Annotated in this window: 11 protein-coding genes and 1 tRNA gene; 8 read left to right on the top strand and 4 right to left on the bottom strand. The window is 45.7% G+C overall.

The features are described from left to right. Positions 1-26: 26 nt before the first annotated feature. The 3 genes from GGE08_RS04420 (at position 27) to GGE08_RS04410 (ending at position 4,455) form a co-directional block, all read left to right on the top strand. A complete protein-coding gene (locus GGE08_RS04420) occupies positions 27-1,133 on the top strand; it encodes an adenylate/guanylate cyclase domain-containing protein (protein WP_218847493.1) in 1,107 nt (368 codons plus the stop codon). Between the two features lie 77 nt (positions 1,134-1,210). Further along, complete coding sequence (locus GGE08_RS04415; protein ID WP_179383666.1) at positions 1,211-1,813, top strand: YkgJ family cysteine cluster protein; 603 nt, start codon at positions 1,211-1,213, stop codon at positions 1,811-1,813. A gap of 185 nt (positions 1,814-1,998) precedes the next feature. Continuing rightward, positions 1,999-4,455 (top strand): zinc-dependent metalloprotease, encoded by a 2,457-nt coding sequence (locus tag GGE08_RS04410; RefSeq protein ID WP_179383665.1) that lies wholly within the window; start codon positions 1,999-2,001, stop codon positions 4,453-4,455. A 60-nt stretch (positions 4,456-4,515) separates the two neighbouring features. Here GGE08_RS04410 and GGE08_RS04405 read toward each other — a convergent pair. Further along, positions 4,516-4,587: transfer RNA gene (locus tag GGE08_RS04405), tRNA-Gln, on the bottom strand. 191 nt (positions 4,588-4,778) lie between these two features. Between GGE08_RS04405 and GGE08_RS04400 the strand changes: the two genes are divergently transcribed. Further along, positions 4,779-8,117 (top strand): DUF2723 domain-containing protein, encoded by a 3,339-nt coding sequence (locus GGE08_RS04400; protein WP_179383664.1) that lies wholly within the window; start codon positions 4,779-4,781, stop codon positions 8,115-8,117. Between the two features lie 33 nt (positions 8,118-8,150). Here GGE08_RS04400 and GGE08_RS04395 read toward each other — a convergent pair whose 3' ends face one another. The 3 genes from GGE08_RS04395 to GGE08_RS04385 form a co-directional block, all read right to left on the bottom strand. Then, the gene (locus GGE08_RS04395) at positions 8,151-8,450 is read right to left on the bottom strand and encodes a thioredoxin family protein (protein ID WP_127142270.1); all 300 of its coding nucleotides are present in this window, start codon (positions 8,448-8,450) and stop codon (positions 8,151-8,153) included. Positions 8,451-8,535: 85 nt separating this feature from the next. Continuing rightward, positions 8,536-9,768: a metallophosphoesterase gene (locus GGE08_RS04390; protein WP_179383663.1), complete on the bottom strand. Its 1,233-nt coding sequence runs from the start codon at positions 9,766-9,768 to the stop codon at positions 8,536-8,538. 54 nt (positions 9,769-9,822) lie between these two features. Then, positions 9,823-10,542, bottom strand: a complete 720-nt coding sequence (locus GGE08_RS04385) for a copper homeostasis protein CutC (RefSeq protein WP_179383662.1) — start codon at positions 10,540-10,542, stop codon at positions 9,823-9,825. A gap of 40 nt (positions 10,543-10,582) precedes the next feature. Between GGE08_RS04385 and GGE08_RS04380 the strand changes: the two genes are divergently transcribed. From GGE08_RS04380 to GGE08_RS04365, 4 genes are all read left to right on the top strand, one after another. Continuing rightward, the gene (locus GGE08_RS04380) at positions 10,583-11,584 is read left to right on the top strand and encodes an isoaspartyl peptidase/L-asparaginase family protein (RefSeq protein WP_179383661.1); all 1,002 of its coding nucleotides are present in this window, start codon (positions 10,583-10,585) and stop codon (positions 11,582-11,584) included. 237 nt (positions 11,585-11,821) lie between these two features. After that, positions 11,822-14,656: a DNA polymerase I gene (polA, locus tag GGE08_RS04375; protein ID WP_179383660.1), complete on the top strand. Its 2,835-nt coding sequence runs from the start codon at positions 11,822-11,824 to the stop codon at positions 14,654-14,656. 15 nt (positions 14,657-14,671) lie between these two features. Next, the gene (locus tag GGE08_RS04370) at positions 14,672-15,331 is read left to right on the top strand and encodes a DUF4375 domain-containing protein (RefSeq protein WP_179383659.1); all 660 of its coding nucleotides are present in this window, start codon (positions 14,672-14,674) and stop codon (positions 15,329-15,331) included. A gap of 24 nt (positions 15,332-15,355) precedes the next feature. Then, positions 15,356-16,528, top strand: coding sequence for an MFS transporter (locus tag GGE08_RS04365; RefSeq protein WP_179383658.1), 1,173 nt, complete (start codon positions 15,356-15,358; stop codon positions 16,526-16,528). Positions 16,529-16,572: the final 44 nt, after the last annotated feature.

Here is a 16,572-nt window from a genome sequence, read left to right as displayed (position 1 = left end):
ATCCAAAATCATCTTATCTTTAGCGGATGGATGTCTTTCGAAACCCGAAAACCCTTCATCACCTTAAGCGCATTTTGCCCTTCGGCATCATTTGGCTGGTCCTGAGCTGGTTTATCCTGCTCATAGAATCCATGGCCACTGGCTACGAAAACCAACGCCCTGAAACCGACATCACGGTAACCTGGAGTGTGTTTGTCTTTGCTTCCTTGGCTGTATTTCTGGTTGGCATTTTGATGGGTTCGGTAGAAGTCCTTTGGATGGGCAAACGGTTCAAATCCAAAAGCTTTGGACAAAAAATCCTATATAAAATGGGATTCTACGTATTGTTCATGTTGCTCATCAACCTGATTACCTTCCCCATTGCCGCCAGTATCGAGTCCAATAGCTCCCTACTCGACCATCAAGTCTGGGAAAAGTTTGCCAACTATATCTCCAGCACTACCTTTCTGAGCACCATGGTATCCTTGTCCTTCAGCATTTTTGTATCCCTCATTTATGCTGGAATCAGCGAACACCTTGGCCATAATGTGTTGCTCCATTTTTTCTCCGGAAAATACCATAAGCCCAAGGAGGAATCCAGGGTTTTTATGTTCTTGGATATGAAATCCTCCACCTCGCTTGCAGAGCAATTGGGACACAAGGCCTATTTCCGGTTTTTGAGCGATTATTATAACCAACTGTCAGATGCCATTATCCAATTCAGAGGTGAAGTGTACCAATATGTGGGCGATGAAATCGTAATCACATGGAAGGAAAAGGATGGATTGCACAACCAAAACTGCATTCGCTGTTTCACCGCCATGAAGCTCAGTCTGCAACAAAAATCGGATTATTTTAGCACTACGTATAGTATGGTACCATCTTTCCGGGCAGGCCTGCATTTGGGAAAAGTGACCACGGGTGAAATCGGTGCGCTCAAAAAGGAAATTTTCTTTACTGGCGATGTACTTAACGTTACTGCACGTATCCAAAAGTTGTGCAAATCCCTTGAGCAGGACCTTTTGGTTTCTGGCGATCTTGTGGGGAAACTATCAAAATCAGATGCACTTACATTTACATCCTTGGGAAAAATGGAACTCGAAGGAAGACAGGAAGTGGTTGAACTTTTTGCCCACAACAATGGCACTTTTTAGACCTGATTTTCAGCCTTTGATTTATTAAAAATATTTTTACCGCGTATCGAAATATGATATAATTTCGGTGCCGCAAAATGACACTGGAACAGAAAGTCCGATCGGTCGAACGGTTGTTCGATCAATTGGAGAAAGAAACCGAACAATTCCAAAAAAATTCGGGAATTGGTTGTGTTTCGGGTTGTGGAAAATGTTGTACCTACCCCAATATCGATGCTTCGCCCTTGGAGTTTTTGCCTTGGGCCTTCCATCTATTTTTATCCGGCAAGGCGGAAGATGCCTTGATCAGTTTGACCGAAAATCCCGGAGCGACCTGTTTTATCCTCAATCCGGTTTCCATCATTGGAAAGGGTCATTGCGGCAGTTACCGTCATAGGGGGCTTATCTGCCGATTGTTCGGCTATGCGGCCAACCGCGACAAGCATGGAAACCTACGGTTGGCTACCTGCAAGGTCATCAAGGAAAATCAGGAGGAAAATTACTTGGCCACCCAAAAGGCCATTTCAGAAGGGATGTACGTGCCTGTTTTTACGGACTACTACATGCAATTGGGACAAATAGATTTTCAACTGGGAACCAAAGTGATGCCTATAAACAAGGCGCTTAAAATGGCTTTGGAAGAAGTGCTCCAATACTACACCTATAGGCCCATCCCCAGTTCAGAAAAACAGTGCGTCTAGGTAGCCGAGTACTTTTCGTTTCAACACTATCATATTTCCTTTAAGCTATTTGTGATTTAACTCGGGCCTCAATTGAATTCGCAAAGACGTTTGCGGACAGTACTTGTTAATGTTTCATAAAAAGAAAATAGGTTCGCCTACTTTTTCCTACTTTGTCCCTTTTGGAATTTAAACTGAAACCGACCATGATTAAAAAACTCCTGATTTTTGGACTCTTTTCGCTTGTATTGACGCATACCGCCCAAGCACAACTTTTTGGCAAGAAAAAGAACAAAAACAAAAAGGAAGCCACTGCAGAAAAACCTAAAAAAGACAAAAACGGCATCAAAAAATACGGTGATGTCATCACGGAAAATGCGGTGACCGACGACGGCCTGTTCAAGGTACACCAAATGGAACAGGATTATTTTTACGAAATTCCCTTCGACCTCTTGGAAAAGGACATGCTTTGGGTAAGCCGGATAGCCCAGATTCCCGACAACCTCGGGGGAGGATACGTAAATGCCGGCTCCAAGACCAATGAACAAGTGGTCCACTGGCAACGCTACCAAAACAAGATTTTACTTAGGGTCAAATCGTACACCAACATCGCGGACAGCACTAAGGCCATTAGCAGTTCGGTGAAAGTCAACAATTTTGAACCCATATTGTTTGCTTTTGATATCAAAGCCTTCAATGCAGATTCCACCGCCGCGGTCATTCAAGTGGATAAACTCTTCACCACCGATGTGGCAGCCATCAGTGGTTTATCATCACGGTTAAGACAACGTTACAAGGTCAAAAAGTTGGACCAATCCCGTAGTTTCATCAACAGTATCAAAAGTTTTCCAGAGAACATAGAGGTAAAACAGGACTTCACTTACGATGCTTCGGAACCACCTTCTTTTTCGGACACGGGCTCCATCAGCCTGCAAATGAACCAATCCATGATTTTGTTGCCCGAAGAACCGATGACACCCAGGTTGAACGACCCTAGGGTAGGTTTCTTCACCGTATCACAAATCGATTATGGAAGTCCTAAATTGAAGGCCGACCAAAAAAGGTATATCCGCCGTTGGCGATTGGAGCCCAAGGACCCCGAGGCCTACGCTAGGGGGGAGTTGGTGGAGCCTGTAAAACCCATTGTTTACTATTTGGACCCGGGAACCCCCGAAAACCTCCAAAAATACATTAAGCAAGGCATTGAAGACTGGCAAAAGCCCTTTGAAACGGCCGGATTCAAAAATGCAATCATCGCCAAGGATGCCCCGACCCCAGAGGAAGATCCAGAGTTTAGTCCGGAGGATATCCGTTATTCCGTGGTACGTTATGTGGCAAGCACCACGCGAAATGCGGTTGGCCCCAGCGTATCCGACCCTAGAAGTGGGGAAATTATTGAAAGTGATATTATTTGGTACCACAATCACCTTCGCAGCTACCGTAACCGATATTTGTTGGAAACCGGGGCCGCCAACCCATCGGCACGTACCTTGGACACACCTGATGAGGAAATCGGTGAAATGATGCGAATGGTCATTGCCCACGAAGTGGGGCATGCATTGGGTTTTCCGCACAATATGGCGGCCAGCTATGCATATCCTGTAGACTCGCTCCGTAGTGGCAGTTTCACACAAAAGAATGGTATCGCCGCAAGTATCATGGATTACGCCCGATACAATTATGTGGCACAGCCAGGGGATGAGAATATCCGTTTCATTCGCCAAATGGGACCCTACGATCACTATGCCGTCAATTGGGGATACAGATGGCTGCCCAACATCCAAGAACCTGAAGATGAAAAGGCAACCTTGAACCAATGGATTTTGGAAAAGGCGGACGACCCCAAGTTCAAATATGGCCGTCAGTCCAGCTATTTTGATCCGCAGTCGCAAACAGAGTGCATCGGTGACGACCCCATAAAAGCGAGTACCTACGGCATCAAAAATTTAAAATATGTGATGACCCAGCTCCCTTCTTGGACCTCGGACCAAACCAACGATTATGATGATTTGGAGGAACTTTATGGGGAACTTTTAGGAGTTTTCAATCGATATGTGCGGCATGTGGCCCGAAACGTGGGTGGCGTTTATGAAAACATCAAGACCCCGGAACAAGAGGGTACGGTCTATACCGCCCTGAGTGCCGAGGAACAGCGCAAATCGATGGAATGGTTGCACAAAAATATTTTTGAAACCCCAGAATGGCTTTTGGACACTTCGGTATTGCAGAACATTGACCATACCGCATACTTTGAAAATGTGAGAAGGGTACAGTCTTCGCAACTCAACCAGTTGATGGGATTGGAAACCTTGGGCAGGTTGATCAATTCCGAAACGACCCAAGACGACAATTACAGCGCCTACGAAATGTTGAGCGATTTGCGAAAAGGGCTTTGGAGCGAAGCCTATCGAAGCAGGAATGTGGAACTGTACCGTAGAAATTTACAGAACACCTATTTGGACTATATGGCGGATTTGCTCACGGATAACGATGCTTCCAATTACAATGTGGAAACTTCCGATGTACGAACATTGGTACGCGGAGAACTGACTACGCTAAAAAGGACCCTGAACAGGGCCAAAAACGCAAACGTAAATACGATGACGAAGTATCACTACGAAAATGCCATCGCCAAAATCGATGAGCTTTTCGATAGCGAATAGTCAATAAGGGTATCACCCAAAAGAAAAGCCCCGCAAACTTTCATTTGCGGGGCTTTTTCGTTGGCCTACAAGGACTCGAACCTTGAACGACTGAACCAAAATCAGCTGTGTTACCAATTACACCATAGGCCAGTACCATAAAAGCTAAATGCTATCAGCTTTTGAGCGTGCAAATTTAAAACAAACTTTGGTATCAACAAATATTTTTGAAAAGAATACACGCGATTTTTATCTCTTTCCCGTGTTAAAGGTTTTCCAAAAAGGGCTAGGCTTCTGTTCGAGATTTACTAAATTCGCCACAATTCGGTTAACAACCAACTACTATGTTTGCAAAAGACTTCAAAAAATGGGATACCATCCTTGGGTGGGTTTCCTTCGCCATAGCCTTTATCGTGTACACCCTAACGGTAGAACCCACCGGAAGTTTTTGGGATGCAGGGGAATATATTTCCACCTCCGCCAAATTACAGGTTGGACACCCGCCGGGAGCTCCATTGTTGCAAATGATCGGCGCATTCTTTGCCATGTTCGCCTTTGGCGATGAAACCAAGATTGCGCTCATGGTCAATGCAGTATCCATAGTTTCCAGTGCCTTTGCGGTACTGTTCACCTTTTGGACCATAACCAACCTAGCGGGCAAATTGGTCGGTAAAAAAGCTGAAATCACCAACAGCAAGGCCATTGCCATTTTAGGGAGCGGATTGGTCGGCGCACTGGCCTTCACCTTTTCAGATAGTTTTTGGTTCAATGCCGTAGAAACGGAAGTATACGCCATGGCCAGCTTGATCATGGCATTGTTGCTTTGGCTGGGACTTAAATGGACGGACAACTTGGACGACCCTCGGAGTCACCGCTGGCTCATGCTCATTTGCTTTGTTATAGGACTTACCTTCGGAATCCAGTTTATGGGCTTTTTGGCCATTCCATCCATCGGATTGCTCTATTACTTTAAAAGATACAAGACCACGACCGTAAAAAACTTTTTGCTGGCCAACATCATCGTGGTCGGAATTTTGATTTTAGTCTATAAATTCTCTTTGACCTACGTATTGGAACTCTTTGGCTGGAGCGAGGTATTCTTTATCAACGAGATTGGACTGCCATTTAATTCGGGATCCATCATCATGGGACTGCTCTTTGTGGCCGCTTTCTATTTTGGATTGAAGTACACCCGAAAGCACAACTATTACAATGCCAATATTGTGGTATTATGCCTGATGTTTCTCATCCTTGGGTTTTCCTCTTGGTTGATGCTTCCCATCCGTGCAAATGCCAAAACCGTTGTAAACGAAAACAACCCGGCCGATGCACGTGCCCTTTTGGCCTACTACAATAGGGAACAGTATCCTGGTGTGGACAGCCCAGTGTATGGTGCCTATTATTCGGATGCCTTTGCACCCTCGGGAGAGGACCGGGACGATAGCCCCAAATATGAAAAGGACCTGGAGCTCGGTAAATATGTGGTGGTTAACCATTACAAAGGCGCCATACCCGGACCCAACGAAAAACATGTGGGCTTTTTGCCACGGATGTGGAGCGATCAGCATGCCGAGAACTACATGAAATATTTTGGCGCACTGGATTTCCGAATCAAATCGGAGTACATCTCCAACAACGACCTGCGGGAAGCCGTCAACCAATTTAAAACAGCCTACTCCCAAGGAGAGCTGGACACCGAACAATATATCCGCTTTTTAAGGGAGTTTGGAGAATATATTGAGGTACAGCCCCCAACTTTGGGCCAAAACCTGGAGTATCTTTTTGATTTCCAGTTCAGTTATATGTACATGCGCTACTTTATGTGGAACTTTGTTGGGAAACAGAACGACGTACAGGGCAGATATGATGAAAACGGAAACTGGCTGAGCGGCATCAATTTTATGGACAGCATCCGATTGGGAAGCCAAGAAAATCTTCCCAGCGATTGGAAAAACAACAAGGGGCGAAACACCTATTTCTTTTTGCCCTTGCTGTTGGGTATTTTGGGTATTGTCTTTCAAATATCACGAAACCCCAAACAGTTCTGGGTCCTCTTTGTGTTCTTTATGTTTACGGGCCTTGCCATTCAATTTTATACGAATCCCTACATCTTCCAGCCACGGGAAAGGGATTATTCCCTCGTGGGTTCGTTTTATGTCTTCTGTATCTGGATCGGCTTAGGGGTATATGGTCTTTTTGAAGAATTTAGAAAGTTGATATCGGCCAAAATTGCCGCACCTGCCATCACTACGATTTGCCTGTTGGCCGTACCGTTGTTGATGGCTTTCCAAAACTGGGACGATCACGATCGTTCTGGCAGATATACCGCCCCGGCAACCGCAAAAGCCTATTTGGATTCCTGCCAAGAGGACGCAGGTGCCATCTTGTTTACCATTGGCGACAACGACACCTTCCCCATTTGGTACGCGCAGGAAATTGAAAATTACAGAACAGATGTCCGTGTCATCAACACAAGCCTTTTCGCTACCGACTGGTACATCGACCAGATGAAACGAAAGGCGTATGAAAGCGACCCCATCCCATCACAATTGACGCATGACAAGTACAGCTACGGAACCCGAGATGCAGTTTACTATCAAGGCATCACCGATAATAGGTGGAATATCAAGGATTTTGTCAACTGGATAGGCAGCGACAAGCCGCAGACAAAATTCAGACATATCTTGACCAATCAAGGAGCCGATCTGAGTCAATATTCTGAAAGCACTCTGGACATTGTGTACTATCCTACCAATAAAATCAGGATTCCGGTCAACAAGCAAAATGTGTTGGAAAGTGGGTTGGTCAAGGAAAAAGATTCGGCCCTCATTGTCGATTATATCGATATTGACCTACCGCAAAGCGCCTTGGCCAAAAACAGGATCATGATGCTGGACCTCATTGCCAACAACGATTGGAAACGACCCATTTACTTCTCTGGCGGAAGTTTTGACAGTGCAGAGTACATTTGGATGAAGGACTACCTTCAACTGGATGGCCTTGTTTATAAACTGGTACCCATAAAAACCCCGAACCGCAATTCTTTCGAAATGGGACGCATCGACTCCGAGTTGATGTACGACATTGTAAAAGATTGGGATTGGGGCAACTCTGGCAGTGACGATATTTACCACGACCCCCAGACCCGCTCACAAGGACTGTCCTTCCGAAGCAATTTGGCCCGATTGATGGAAACCTTAATTGCCGAGAACAACATTGACAAGGCGAAGGACGTCATCAATATTGCCATGGACAATATGCCTGTGGACCACTATGGTTTCTATGCCTTTGTGGAACCTTTTGTGGATGGCTATTACAAAGTGGGCGAAACCGAAAAGGCCCGTGAGCTGTTCGGCAAACTCAAGAAAGTATATCAGGAACATCTGGAATATTACGCCAACATTCCCTTGGATGAGCAATACGATAAAATAGACGACATCCTGTCCGATATGCAGGCCTACCGAAGGAACATCGACATCCTCATTGAAAACGGGGACAAAGAACTGGCCGAATCCGAAACTATCATCTTCAATGAATACATCGATATGTTCTCCCAATTTGTAGATGAAGAAGAGGATGTAATGGATGAACCCATCCCCATAGATCCAGATATGGAAGACACAGTTCTATTGGATGCACCCGATACCATTCCGGAATCCATTATCCCGGATGAGGAACAATAGCATAAAAAAAGCGAGGCCAACACCTCGCTTTTTTTATTTGATATATTCGTTTAGGATTCCTATCAACGTATTGGCGTCCTGCTCGCCGCTCTGTCGCCATACCATCTCCCCCTTTTTGTAGATCATCAAAGTGGGCAGCCCCTTAATCCGCAAGGCTTGGGAAAGTTCCTTGTTTTTGTCCACATCAATCTTAATAACCTTGCCTTTATCACCAAGGGCAGCGGCCACATCGCTCAGCACAGGGTGCATGGCGGTCGATTGCTCGTTCCATTCTGCATAAAAGTCTAACAAAACTGGGACCTGTAAATCTATGAGTTCTCCGAATTTGGACATGTATTCTAAGGTTTACAGTCAAATGTAAGAAAAAATGTGAATGTTTTTACAGTCCGTGGACTTTAGAAAACCGTAGGGAATCCATTTAAGTTAATCCCCTCTTTTTTAAAGTGATTACAGAAATCTCGGGCCAAATACCAAAGCGACCGGGATAACCGATAAATCCAAAACCTCGGTTCACATTGATAAATTGATCTAACTCTTTGTAGATACCAGCCCAATATTTGTAGCGCCATTTTACCGGACTCCACTTGATCCAACCTGGAATCTCCACACCAAACTGCATGCCGTGGGTATGTCCGCTTAAGGTCAAATGAAAGTGGTAATCATCATGAAGCACCACATCTTCCCAATGGGATGGGTCGTGGCTCAACAATATTTTGAAATCATCCGGGGAAACGCCCTCCTTGGCCTTTTGAAGGTCGCCAGCCTTTTTGAATCCACCGCGGCCCCAATTCTCCACTCCTACCAAGGCAATTTTCTGTCCATCTTTCTCCAAAAAACGGTTGGAGTTCAACAAGAGATCAAAACCCATTTCCTTTTGCATGGCCTTTAAATCCTCCAAGTTTTGTGCTTTCTCCTCTTCGGTATCCCAAACAGCATAATCCCCATAATCGTGATTGCCCAAAATGGAATACAATCCATCCTTGGCCTCCAAACGGGAAAAAACCTCCTTCCAAGGCTCCAACTCCGTGGAGCGGTTGTTCACAATATCCCCAGTAAAAAAGATGACATCACTCTGTTGTTCGTTGATCAGATTGACCCCATACTCCACTTTTTTATAATCATCAAAACTGCCGCTGTGCACATCGGAAATCTGTGTAATCTGATAATTATGGAAGGCATCCGGAAGGTCATCAAACTCCAGCTCGTATTTCAATACTTGATAGTTGTATTTGCCACGGTACATGCCATATAGCAAAGCCCCAAAGGGCAATGCGGCCAAACCTAGTGCAATACCACTGATGAACTTTCTTCGCGAAGGAAAGTAACCTGTATCCGAATCCGAGATCCCAACGATTTTGTTGTATCCGTAGCCTATCAAACGGACCACATCCTCCAACAATAGAAAGAAACCCAATACCAAGGCCAACAGAAAGAAAGCGGCAAAAATGGTCCCCGCAATGGCAGCAGTACCCTTAAAGCCATCTCCGGGATCGTAGGTCATTACCTTAACGGTCAAGAAAATCAAGGCAGCCAAAAAGAGCACAATGTAACTCCATTGCATCAAAGGGCTTTTAAAAAGCGTTCGGAAGGCCTGAAAGCCATAAACGGCCAACACCACATAAAGAACTGCCAAAACAAGAAATCGGGACATACAATTTTTTTACAAAATTAGGGCTAATCTGCTATTAAACAGTGGTTTTTAAATTTATTTAACGGCACGCACGATGGCTTTTAGGGTATCTACATTGGAAACGGCCACCTGATGTTCCACCAAATGCTTGGAAGAATTCATGCTGATTTTTGCACTCAGCTTCAATTCCTTCCCAAAAGAAGTACCGGAGCAATGGATAGCCTTGAGTCCGATATCCTTGAAGTTTGATGCGTTTTGAGGCGACACCCCTCCCCCGGGCATTAAGGTCATCGAGGTTTTTTGTTGCCAGGCCGCCAAATTTTTGATGCCTTCTGCTGCAGTGGTTTCACCTCCGGAAGTCAAAATCGTTTGTACCCCCAATTCTTCCAACTGCTTGATGGCCTCCATAGGCTCTGCTACCCAATCGAATGAACGGTGAAAGGTAAAGTGCAACGGCTTTGCAAGTTCCACCAACACCTTCATTCGTTCTACATCCACGGTAAAATCTTCCGTCAAAACCCCAGAAACAATGCCCTGCACTCCTAGCGCCTTGCACGCCAAAATATCGGCCCTCATCACCTCAAACTCAGCATCGGAATAGGTGAAATGTCCACCTCTGGGACGTATCAACACATGAACAGGAATGGTCAGCTCCTTTTTCACCAATTGAATCAAACCAGCAGAGGGCGTTATACCACCCACTCCAAGCTCCGAACAAAGTTCAATCCGGTCCGCTCCTGCCCTTTCCGCATTCCTTGCCGATTCCAACGAATTGGCGCAAACTTCTACCAGCATATTGTATCTTTAAACTCCATAAAAGTAAACATACCAACCCATGGAACGACGCAAATTCCTTAAAAATTCCAGCCTTTCCGCCGCCGGATTGGTTGCCGCTTCCAATTTGGTCGCTTGTAAAACCGAAACAAAGCCCGAAGTAGCAGCAGTTACAACAATTCCAACTCCCAATCCCATCAAACCCATTGTGGTGTGTACCTGGAACTTTTTCAACGCTACCGAGAAAGCTTGGGAAGTACTAAAATCGGGTGGAAATGCCCTAGATGCCGTAGAGCAAGGTGTTAGGGTGGAAGAAGCGGACGAAACCAACGAGACCGTGGGCAAGGGTGGCCGTCCCGATCGTGACGGAAACGTGACTTTGGACGCCTGCATTATGGACAAAGATGGGAATTGTGGTTCGGTGGTGTGCATGCAAAATATTGTGCATCCGGTTTCCGTGGCCAGAAAAGTGATGGAAGAAACTCCACACATCATCCTAGCAGGAAAAGGGGCAGAGAAATTTGCTTACGAACAGGGCTTCCCAAAAGAGGATTTGCTCACCGAAAGCACGCGAAAACAGTACGAAGAGTGGCTAAAAACCTCCCAATACAAGACCACCATCAATATTGAAAACCACGATACCATTGGCATGCTTGCCATTGATGAAAATGGGGATATTGCCGGAGCCTGTACCACAAGCGGCATGGCCTACAAAGTAGCAGGACGTGTTGGCGACTCTCCTATAATTGGGGCAGGACTCTTTATCGACAACGAAGTAGGAGGCGCAACGGCGACTGGTGTTGGTGAGGAAGTCATCCGAACGGTGGGCAGTTTCTTGATCGTGGAATTGATGCGACAGGGCAAAAGTCCGCAGGAAGCCTGTGAGGAAGGCGTGAAACGTATCATGAAAAAAAATGCAGGCCGAAAGGATTTCCAAATTGGGTTTTTGGCCATTAACAAAAATGGGGAAACAGGCGGTTACTGCGTGCATCCCGGGTTTACATATCGGGAATATTCTGCCAATGGACACGAGAACCGAGAAGTCGTGAGCTTCTACGAATAGATATCAGAACCAAGACCGCTGCGCTTTTAGATACTAGAGTCACGACGGCTGGTGTTATCCGTCTTGTATCCTGTCTCTTGTCTCTTGTCTCTTGTCTCTTGTCTTTTAAGGCTAAATTCAAATCCTCACAAATCTAATATCTCAATTCTCATATCTTTTAAACAGCAATTCGTACTTTTAATCCCTACCCTATTCTGGGGACCATTATTTTTTATTGAACATTGATATCTGAATAAAATGTCTGACCAAAAAAGACTGTTTCTTTTAGACGCCTACGCGCTAATTTTCCGTGGCTACTATGCCCTCATCAAGAACCCACGAATCAACTCCAAAGGGATGGATACCTCAGCCATTATGGGGTTTATGAACTCCCTTTTTGATGTGATCAAGCGCGAACAGCCAGACCATTTGGCCGTGGCCTTCGACAAGGGAGGCAGTGTAGAGCGGACCGAAATGTTCGAAGACTACAAGGCAAATCGGGATGAAACACCTGATGCCATCCGAATTGCGGTTCCCTATATTCAGCAGATTTTGAAGGCCATGAAGATTCCCGTTGTGGAATTGGAAGGTTATGAGGCGGATGACCTCATCGGCACCTTGGCGAAACAGGCCGAAAAAGAAAACTACAAGGTGTTTATGGTGACGCCTGACAAGGATTTTGGGCAATTGGTGAGCGAAAATATTTTTATGTACCGTCCGGCTCGAATGGGCAACGGTATCGAAATTTGGGGCATCCCCGAAGTGCAAAAACGCTTTGGCGTGAAGCGCCCCGAACAGGTCATTGATTATTTGGGAATGATGGGCGATGCCAGTGACAATATTCCCGGACTGCCCGGTGTAGGTGACAAAACGGCCAAAAAGTTCATCGAACAGTTCGATTCCATGGAAGGACTGCTGAGCAATACAGACAAGCTCAAGGGCAAGATGAAGGAAAAAGTGGAGGAACATGCCGAGTTGGGCCGTTTATCCCGAAAATTGGCCGAAATCAAAACGGATTGTGACGTACAATTCCATGCCAAAGACTACGAAATGTGTCCGCCAGATGCCGAGAAGGTCCAAGAGATTTTTGAGGAACTCGAATTCCGAAGACTAAAGGACCAGTTCATCAAATTATTTACCGAAGAAGCGGAAGCGTCCACTCAGGTGACCAGCACCCAAACCGCCAAGGAAGAGGCCAAGGTGGCAGGCAGTGGTCAGTTTACCCTATTTGGTGGCGACCCTTCGGAGGCCGCGGCCACCATCAAGGACGTGAACAGCCGATTGACCATTGGCGACGTACCCCATTTTTATCAGAAGGTTCAGGATGGCAAGGGCATGGAACTCTTTCTGGAAATGCTGATGAAGCAACCCTCCGTCTGTTTTGATACCGAGACCACTTCCTTGAATCCGCTGGAAGCCGAATTGGTGGGTATTGCCTTTAGTTGGTCGCCAGGTAAAGGGTTTTATGTGCCCTTCCCGGACAATCAAAATGATGCACAACCGTTGATTGAAAAATTGCGTCCCTTCTTTGAATCGGAAACCATTGAAAAGGTGGGGCAAAACCTCAAATATGACATCAAAGTGATGCAAAATTATGGCGTAGAGGTCAAAGGAAAATTGTTCGATACCATGCTGGCCCACTATCTCATCAACCCCGATATGCGTCACAACATGGATGTGCTGTCCGAGACCTACCTCAACTATACGCCCATTTCCATCACCGAACTCATTGGAAAAAAAGGCAAAAACCAACTCAGTATGCGCGATGTTCCTTTGGAAAAGCAAACAGAATATGCTGTGGAGGACGCCGATATCACGTTTCAACTGGCGCTAAAGTTTACTCCAGAACTCAAGGAAGCCCAAACGGATAAATTGTTTGATGAGATTGAAATTCCGTTGCTCCGCGTGCTGGCGGATATGGAGCTGGAAGGTATCAATCTGGACAAGGATTATCTAGGTGGCCTTTCGGAACAATTGGATAAGGACATTGCGGAACTGGAAAAGAAAATCTATGCTGATGCCGGAGAAGAATTCAATATTGCCTCCCCCAAACAGTTGGGCGACATCCTTTTTGGTAAGTTGAAATTGGTGGACAAACCGAAAAAAACCAAAACAGGTCAGTTTTCCACTTCGGAAGATGTGCTGTCCTACTTGGCCAAGGACCACGAAATCATCAAAAACGTGTTGGACTACCGCGGATTGGCAAAACTAAAAAGCACCTACGTGGATGCGCTGCCCAACGAAGTACAGCAAAAAACAGGTCGGGTGCATACCGATTATATGCAAACGGTAGCCGCAACGGGCCGTTTGAGCAGCAACAACCCGAACTTACAAAACATCCCCATCCGTACCGAACGTGGACGGCAAGTTCGCAAGGCCTTTATCCCAAGGGACGAGAATTACGTGCTCTTGGCGGCGGATTACTCCCAAATTGAGCTGCGCATTATTGCCGCCCTGAGCGAGGAGGACACCATGATCTCTGCCTTTAAAAATGGGGAGGATATTCACGCTTCCACCGCATCCAAAGTTTTTAATGTACCGATTGAGGAGGTGACCCGCGAACAGCGTAGCAACGCCAAAACGGTGAACTTCGGGATTATTTATGGGGTGTCGGCCTTCGGGTTGAGCAACCAAACGGATTTGAGCCGTTCCGAAGCCAAGGAATTGATCGATACCTACTACAAGACCTATCCCAAATTGCGCAATTACATCAGCGAGCAGGTAGATTTTGCCCGTGAGCACGGCTATGTGCAAACGGTGTTGGGCCGTCGCAGGTATTTAAAGGACATCAATGCGGGGAACCAGGTGGTGCGCGGAGCTGCGGAGCGAAACGCCGTAAACGCTCCCATTCAAGGGAGTGCGGCGGACATTATTAAAATTGCGATGATCAACATCCATAAAAAGCTTTCCGAAGGAAAGTACAAGACCAAAATGTTGTTGCAGGTGCATGATGAATTGGTGTTCGATTGCTACAAACCGGAACTGGACGAAATGAAACAACTCATCAAATCGGAAATGGAGAATGCCTATAAACTCTCCGTACCGTTAGATGTGGAAGTGGGCATTGGTGAGAATTGGTTGGAGGCGCATTGATTTAAATTATATCAAATGAAACTAACCATTTTCATTGCCATTATTGTTGTCTTAAGATTTTTACTTCCTAGATTGGTTGATTTTGGAGCCCCGGAAAAATCTGAACCTAAAAGCGAATGGCACTACCGCGTAAAATTCGCCAAACTAAACAAGGAGAAATATGACAAAGCTACCCCAGAAGAAAAGCAAGAATTACTTTATTACTTCACCAATAAATTAAGGCAGGCGGATAATTACAGTGATGCATCTTTTAGGCAAATGCCCAAATTACTTCAAGTTGTTTGGTTGATAAACGAACTGGAAGCGGAGGTTAACAACGGAGGTTATCTTCAATTTTTCACCAATTCTTCAGGTAAATATGTGGATGAAACCTTTGAAGCTTTGGATTTGATTGGTGCTACTTACAACCATCAATTGTTAAAAAATGCTGTGAATATCCTACTCAAACATAATGAGAGCGCTGAAGATTTAAATGAGAGAATCAACTCCAAAACATTGTATGAGTTAATTGATCTATCAGAGCTTTATGGAAACAATGAACTACAAGATGAATTGTACCAGTTAAATAAAGAATTTTATAAGTGCAAAGAAGATTATTCAAAGCTGAAAATGGACTATTTTGAAAATAACGCCCAAACTCTTTGGCCTGAGCTTGAAGCTACATATCCAAGTTAACACTTCACAGTCGCTTATCTCCTTATGAAACCCTCCAACCGCATCCTTCCCGTTATCGTGTTGTCGCAATTCTGCTGCACCTCGCTTTGGTTTGCGGGCAATGGGGTCATGCGCGATTTGGTCGCCACATTTGGGTTAAGTGAAAGCGCTGTGGGACATTTGACCTCAGCGGTGCAGTTTGGGTTTATCGTGGGTACTTTGGTATTTGCCATTTTATCCATTGCTGATCGGTTTTCTCCTTCCAAAGTATTTTTTGGGTGTGCTGTTTTGGGGGCACTCTTTAATTTGGGTGTGGTTTGGGATGGTAACGGACTGGCGAGCATCTTATCCTTTCGTTTTTTTACTGGCTTTTTCCTCGCGGGCATCTACCCCGTAGGCATGAAGATAGCCGCCGATTACTACGAAAAAGGATTGGGCAAATCCCTCGGCTATTTGGTGGGAGCACTGGTGGTCGGTACCGCATTCCCTCATTTACTCAAGGAAATGACCCATACCTTGCCGTGGAACACCGTGCTAGTGTCCACTTCCGGCTTGGCCGTTTTGGGCGGCAGCCTAATGATAACGCTCGTTCCCAATGGTCCCTACCGAAAACGCAGCCAACAGTTTCAATTATCCGCCTTTATCCAAGTGTTCCAAAACCGAAGTTTCCGCTGCGCAGCCTTCGGCTATTTTGGGCACATGTGGGAGTTGTACACTTTTTGGGCCTTTGTCCCGATCATGCTCCAAACCTATGCGCTGGTCCATCCAAATACCCACTTTCCCGTTCCCTTATTGTCCTTTGCCATTATTGCCGTAGGTGGCTTGGCCTGCGTATTGGGCGGTTATCTGTCGCAAGTGGCCGGAACCAAACGCGTAGCTTCCATCGCTCTTCTCCTCTCCGGGCTATGTTGTTTGATTTCTCCCTTACTTTTTATGCAAGGGTCAGCTACTTTGTTCATTGGCTTTTTACTGTTCTGGGGCATGGTGGTGATAGCTGATTCTCCGCTCTTTTCCACCTTGGTGGCCCAAAACGCTTCTGCAGAAATCAAAGGCACCGCTCTGACCATTGTAAATTGTATCGGCTTTGCCATTACCATTGTTAGCATTCAATTGGTGAACGAGCTGCGGATATGGTCCAACTCCAACATGGTTTACATGGTTTTGGCCCTAGGTCCCCTTTTTGGACTTATGGCTTTGGTTTCGAAGAAAAAGGGCTGAAACGACACCAAGACCAACAAAACCTCATCGAATTAATCCGTATC

The organism is Allomuricauda sp. ARW1Y1 (assembly GCF_013407935.1).
Taxonomy (GTDB): domain Bacteria; phylum Bacteroidota; class Bacteroidia; order Flavobacteriales; family Flavobacteriaceae; genus Flagellimonas.
This window is presented reverse-complemented; position numbering and strand designations above follow the sequence as displayed.